This window comes from Streptomyces sp. ActVer (assembly GCF_027270795.1).
Taxonomy (GTDB): Bacteria; Actinomycetota; Actinomycetes; order Streptomycetales; family Streptomycetaceae; genus Streptomyces; species Streptomyces umbrinus_A.
Window position 1 is genome coordinate 1 of record NZ_JAPWHT010000597.1, and the last position, 5,233, is coordinate 5,233.

The 5,233-nt window shown below is 72.8% G+C and carries 5 protein-coding genes and 1 pseudogene; 5 read left to right on the plus strand and 1 reads right to left on the minus strand.

What is annotated here, in order from left to right; translation table 11 throughout:
- A pseudogene (locus tag O3Q52_RS48470) lies at positions 1-78 on the minus strand (nitroreductase family deazaflavin-dependent oxidoreductase); the annotation flags it as partial.
- A gap of 53 nt (positions 79-131) precedes the next feature.
- Here O3Q52_RS48470 and O3Q52_RS48475 point away from each other — a divergent pair.
- The 5 genes from O3Q52_RS48475 to O3Q52_RS48495 all read left to right on the plus strand — a co-directional run bounded on the left by O3Q52_RS48475 (position 132) and on the right by O3Q52_RS48495 (position 5,046).
- Entirely contained in the window at positions 132-2,096 is a 1,965-nt protein-coding gene (locus O3Q52_RS48475) for an ATP-binding protein (protein ID WP_332113015.1), read from the plus strand.
- Between the two features lie 131 nt (positions 2,097-2,227).
- Positions 2,228-2,617: a roadblock/LC7 domain-containing protein gene (locus O3Q52_RS48480; protein WP_234048755.1), complete on the plus strand. Its 390-nt coding sequence runs from the start codon at positions 2,228-2,230 to the stop codon at positions 2,615-2,617.
- Entirely contained in the window at positions 2,614-2,970 is a 357-nt protein-coding gene (locus O3Q52_RS48485; protein ID WP_269654832.1) for a DUF742 domain-containing protein, read from the plus strand. Before O3Q52_RS48480 ends, O3Q52_RS48485 begins: the two co-directional genes overlap by 4 nt.
- 145 nt (positions 2,971-3,115) lie before the next feature.
- Positions 3,116-3,784, plus strand: coding sequence for an ATP/GTP-binding protein (locus O3Q52_RS48490; RefSeq protein ID WP_269654835.1), 669 nt, complete (start codon positions 3,116-3,118; stop codon positions 3,782-3,784).
- Complete coding sequence (locus O3Q52_RS48495; RefSeq protein WP_269654833.1) at positions 3,781-5,046, plus strand: cytochrome P450; 1,266 nt, start codon at positions 3,781-3,783, stop codon at positions 5,044-5,046. The genes O3Q52_RS48490 and O3Q52_RS48495 overlap by 4 nt, the downstream gene beginning before the upstream one ends.
- The last annotated feature ends 187 nt before the right edge of the window (positions 5,047-5,233 follow it).

Consider the following 5,233-nt stretch of genomic DNA (forward strand, 5'->3'; position numbering starts at 1 on the left):
GCCCCGCAGAAGATGCGCGGTGACGGGGATGTCCCTGCCCTTCCAGCTCACCTCCGCGTCGGGATGGGCGAGGAGGTGGCAGCGCGGGCGTCGTCCTGCTGTGCGCTGCCGTCGCCCTGGCGAGCCGCTCCATGGCGACGTCGCGATTACTCGTCCGCCGCCTCGAAGCGGTGTCCCAGGAGGCCGGCCGACTGCTCCAGGAGCACGCCCGCCTCACCGAGGAGTCCGCCCGCGAACGCGCGCGTCTGACCGACGACCACACCCGGGAACGCGCCCGCCTCGCCGAGCAGAACACCCACCAGAAGGTCCGCCTGGCCGCCGAACTCGACCGGGAGCGCGTCCGCCTCGGCGCAGAGCACGCGCGCGTGGCCGACGAACTGCGACAGGCGAGAACCGAACGCGCCGCCGCGATCTCGGCGGCCGCCAACACCGCGGGCCGGCTGCAGGCCCTGGCCACGAGCATGCTCGCCGACCTGCGCGCCATGGAGGAGCGGCACGCCGACGAGGACGTCCTCACCGACCTCCTCCACCTCGACCACCGCACCGCCCAGGCGGGCCGCCTCGCCGACTCCGTAGCCGTCCTCGCGGGCGCGCGCTCGGGCCGCCGCTGGGCGCGGCCCATCGTCATGGAGTCGATCCTGCGCGGCGCGATGGGCCGTATCAGCGGCTACCAGCGTGTACGTGTCCACTCGTCGAGCGAGGCCGCCGTCGCCGGGCACGCCGCCGAGGGCGTGATGCACGCACTCGCCGAAATCCTCGACAACGCAGCGAACTTCTCGCCTCCGACGGCCGAAGTGCACGTCTACGTAGAGGAGGTTCCGGCCGGAGTCATCGTCTCCGTGGAGGACAGCGGGCTGGTGATGGGCGAGGTGCAGCTGCGCCGCGCCGAACGCGCGGTCTCCGGCGAGGAGGCGGAACTCGGCGGCCTCAGCGGCACCCGGCTCGGCCTCGCGGTCGTCGGCCGCCTCTCCCGCAAGTACGGCCTGAAGGTCTCCTTCCGCCCCTCCGCACGCGGCGGCACGGGCGTTCTGGTGCTCATTCCCCAGGACATCCTCGCGAGCCCGGCCTCGACGGCGACGCCTACGCCTGCGTCGACGCAGGCTCCGACTTGGACGCCCAGTTCGGCTTCGACCTCGGCTTCGGCTTCGGCTTCCGGTTCAACGTGGGCTTCCGCTTCGACGTCGGCTTCGGTGCCTGCTTCGGCCTCGACGTCGGCTTCCATGCCGACTTCGACGAACAACTCGGCTCCGGAGGCTGCACCGACGTCGGCTTGGGGTTCGGCGTCGACGCCTACCCCGGAGCCGACTTCGGCTTCGGCTTCGGGCGCGGGTACGGATGCCGATGCGGATACCGATGCGGGTACGGGTACGGGTGCCGCATGGGCTGCAACACCGGCCACGGCCTTCACCTCGCCCCCGGCACCACCCCTGAGCCACGTACCGCCCACGCCCCACGTACCGACCGCGACCCCGGCCTCGGCACCGGGCCCGGCCGTGGCCTGGGTCCAGATTCCGGCCACGCATGACGCCCCTGAGACCCATGGCACCCACGGGACCCATGGCGCCGACGACCCTCACGCCGTGCACGCCGCCCGTCACGCCCGCGAGCCCGAGGCGTCCGACCCGGCGCCGCAGTCCTGGCCGCAGCCCCAGCCCTGGCCCCGCCCCCAGGAGTCGTACGCCGCCGCGCACGCCCGCTCCGAGCTGGACCCGGAGCCCGTGCCGACCCACGGCTCCCCGCTCCAGCCCGTGGTCGCCGACCCCCTCGTCAGCCTCCCCAAGCGCCGCCGGGGCCGCACCCTCGCCGAGGCGGAGGCCGAAGTGGAGGCCCAGCGCTCGCGCAACCGGCCGCCGACCGCGCTCGAAAACCCCGACGGCCCCGACGGATCCAACAGATCCGACAGATCCGACGGCGCCGGCACCCCTTACTCCCCCAACTCCCCGGAGGCCCCCGGCCCCGCGCCCGACGACGTGATGACCCGCGCCGCCCGCTTCAGCAGTTTCCGCCAAGCCGTCCGAGGGACGTCGGCGGAGGAGCCCGTACAAGCCCGTACGAGCCCTGCCACCTCCCACCCGGAAAGCGACCCCACTTCATGACCGGCCCCACCGGCCCCACCGGCAGCACGGCAACGGCCGCCGTCGCCGCATCGGCGTCCCCCTCCCCCACCGCCTACTCCTCCGTCGCCGCCTCCGCCTCCGCCTCCACCGAGGAGAAGCTGACCTGGCTCATGCAGGGCATGCTGGCGCGCACCCCCGGCGCCCGGCACGCGCTCGTGCTCTCGCGGGACGGTCTGAAGCTGTGCCGTACGCCGGAACTCTCCGTCGACCAGGCCGACCAGCTCGCCGCCATCGCCGCCGGTATCCAGTCGCTGTCCCACGGGGCGTCCATGGAGTTCGGGGACGGCACCGGGGGCGTACGGTCGGCGATGGCCGAGTTCTACGGCGGGGTCCTGTTCATCGTGGAGGCGGGCGAGGGCGCGCACCTGGCCCTGGTCACGGCCGAGGAGGCGGACCCCGGGCTCGTCGGGCACAACATGGCCGAACTCGTGGAACAGCTCGGCGAACACCTGAGTTCACAGCCCCGTACGTCACTGAGCGCGCAGCCACGTACGTCATGAGCCGGCCGGGCAGGGACGACGCGCCCGACCGGCTCTACACCGTCACGCAAGGACGCAGCCGGTCCACGCCCGGAACCCCGTTCGACCTGGTGACCCTGGTCGTCGCCGAGTGCGACGCGGTCCCCGGCATGCAGTCGGAGCACGCGGCGATCCTGCGCCTCGCCGAACGGCCCACCGCCGTCGCGGAGGTCGCCGCGGAGCTGCGGCTGCCGGTCAGCATCACGAAGATCCTGCTCTCCGACCTCCTCGCCGAGGGCCGCGTCAGCGCCCGTCACCCGCGCAGGGCCTCAATCGCCGGCCGCCCCGATCCCGACATCCTGGAGCAGGTGCTCGTTGGACTCCGCAACCTCTGAACCAACCGCCGACGCCCGTACGTCCGACGCCCGTACGTCCGAAGCCTGCACGCCCGACGCCCATGCGCCGGCGGACCGTGCACCCGAGGACCGCGCGCCGGACGACGGGGCGCCGGAAGACCGTGCGCCCGAGGTTCGTACGCCGCTGGAGGCGTCCGCCGACAACGGGCTGAAGATCGTGGTCGTGGGCGGTTTCGGCGTCGGCAAGACGACGCTGATCCACTCGGTGAGCGAGATCCGCCCCCTCAGCACCGAGGAGACGATCACGGGGGCCGGCGGGACGGTCGACGACGTCAGCGCGGTGCCCGGCAAGTCCCGGACGACCGTCGCCTTCGACTTCGGCCGCATCACGCTCAGCGCGCGCACCGTGCTCTACCTCTTCGGCGCGCCCGGCCAGGAGCGCTTCTGGTACCTCTGGGACCGGCTCTTCACCGGCGCGCTCGGCGCGGTCGTCCTCGTCGACACCCGCCGCATCGACGACTCCTGGTACGCCATCGACCGGCTCGAACGCCTCGGTACGCCGTTCATCGTCGCCCGCAACGACTTCGGCGGCCCCGCCCACACAACCGACCAGGTCCGCGACGCCCTCGACCTCGCCCCGCACATCCCGCTCCTCGACTGCGACGCACGCTCCCGCGACTCCGGCAAGCGTGTCCTGATCACCCTCATCGAGCACATCAAGAGCCTGTACCTCGCCGAGGACCCGCAGGTCATCGAGAGGGTGCGGGCCGCGAGGAGTCCGTACGCGGCCGAGGGCGCCGCCGGTACGCCGCAGGACCAGGTCGCCGCACCCGCGCCGGAGTTGACCCAGTGAACCCCGCCCCCGTGCGCCTCAACGGGCCCCGGTTCCTGGCCGAACCCGCCGAGCTGTACCGGGAGTTGAGGCGCGAGCACGGTGCCGTGGCGTCGGTGCTGCTCGACGGCGACATCCCGGCCTGGCTCGTGCTCGGCTACCGCGAGCTGCACCAAGTCACCGGGGATCCCGTGCTGTTCAGCCGTGACTCCGGCCTCTGGAGCCAGTGGGACCGGGTCCCCGACGACTGGCCACTGCTGCCGGTGATAGGCCGCGGCCAGCCGTCCATCCTCTACACCGTCGGCGAACGCCATCGCGAGCGGGCCGCGATGGTCGGCGACGCCCTCGAAGCCGTCGACGCCTTCGAACTGCGCACCCTTGCCGAGCGGTTCGCCGACGAACTGATCGACGCGGTGTGCACCAAGGGCGCGACGGACCTCGTCGCGGATTACGCGTCCCTGCTGCCCGTACGCGTCCTCGCCACCCTCTACGGCTTCGCCGACGAACAGGGCCCCGGGCTCGTCGCCGCCCTGAACGACATGGTCGACGGCCACGAGGGCGCCATCGCCGGGCAGTTGCACGTGGCCGCCGCGATGGCCCACCTGGTGGCGGACCGGGCGGCGCGCCCCGCGGACGACGTGGTCAGCCGGATGCTCGCGCGGGGACATGCGGGAGGACATGCGGGAGGCCATGGTGGCGGGGCCGCGGGAGGCTTCACGCACGAGGAGATCACCCAGGATCTGATGGTCATGATGGCCGCGGGGCACCAGCCGACCGCCGACTGGATCGGCAACTCGCTGCGGCTGATGCTCACGGACGAGCGGTTCGCGGCCTCACTCTTCGGCGGGCGCCGCAGTGTGGCCGAGGCGATGAACGAGGTGCTCTGGGAGGACACGCCCACCCAGAACGTGGCCGGACGCTGGGCCGCCCGCGACACGCGGCTCGGGGGGCGGGCCGTACGCGCCGGTGACCTCCTGCTCCTCGGCCTCCAGGCCGCCAACCACGATCCGCAGGTCCGCACCCACAGCTCCGCCCTGACCGGTGGCAACAGCGCGCACTTCTCCTTCGGCCACGGCGAGCACCGCTGCCCGTTCCCGGCCCAGGAAATAGCGGAGGTCATAGCCCGCACGGCCATCGAGGTAGTCCTGGACCGCCTCCCGGACATCGACCTGGCGGTCCCTGCGACGTCATTGACCCGCCGTCCCTCCCCCTGGCTACGAGGCCTGACGTCCCTCCCGGTCCACTTCACCCCGGCCCCACCCGTGGGCGGCACGCGCGCCTGACAACAGCCTTTCCTCGCCCCCGCCGCCCCTACCCTCCCCCACTCTCGGCTTCGCTCGAGCGGGGGGACCCCCATCGTCACTACTCAGGGGCTCCGCCCCCGAACCCCCAAAAGACTGCGCAGTTCCCCGCGCCCCTAGGTCTTCAGGGGCGCGGGGAACTGCGCGACCAGCCACAGCCGGACCCGCA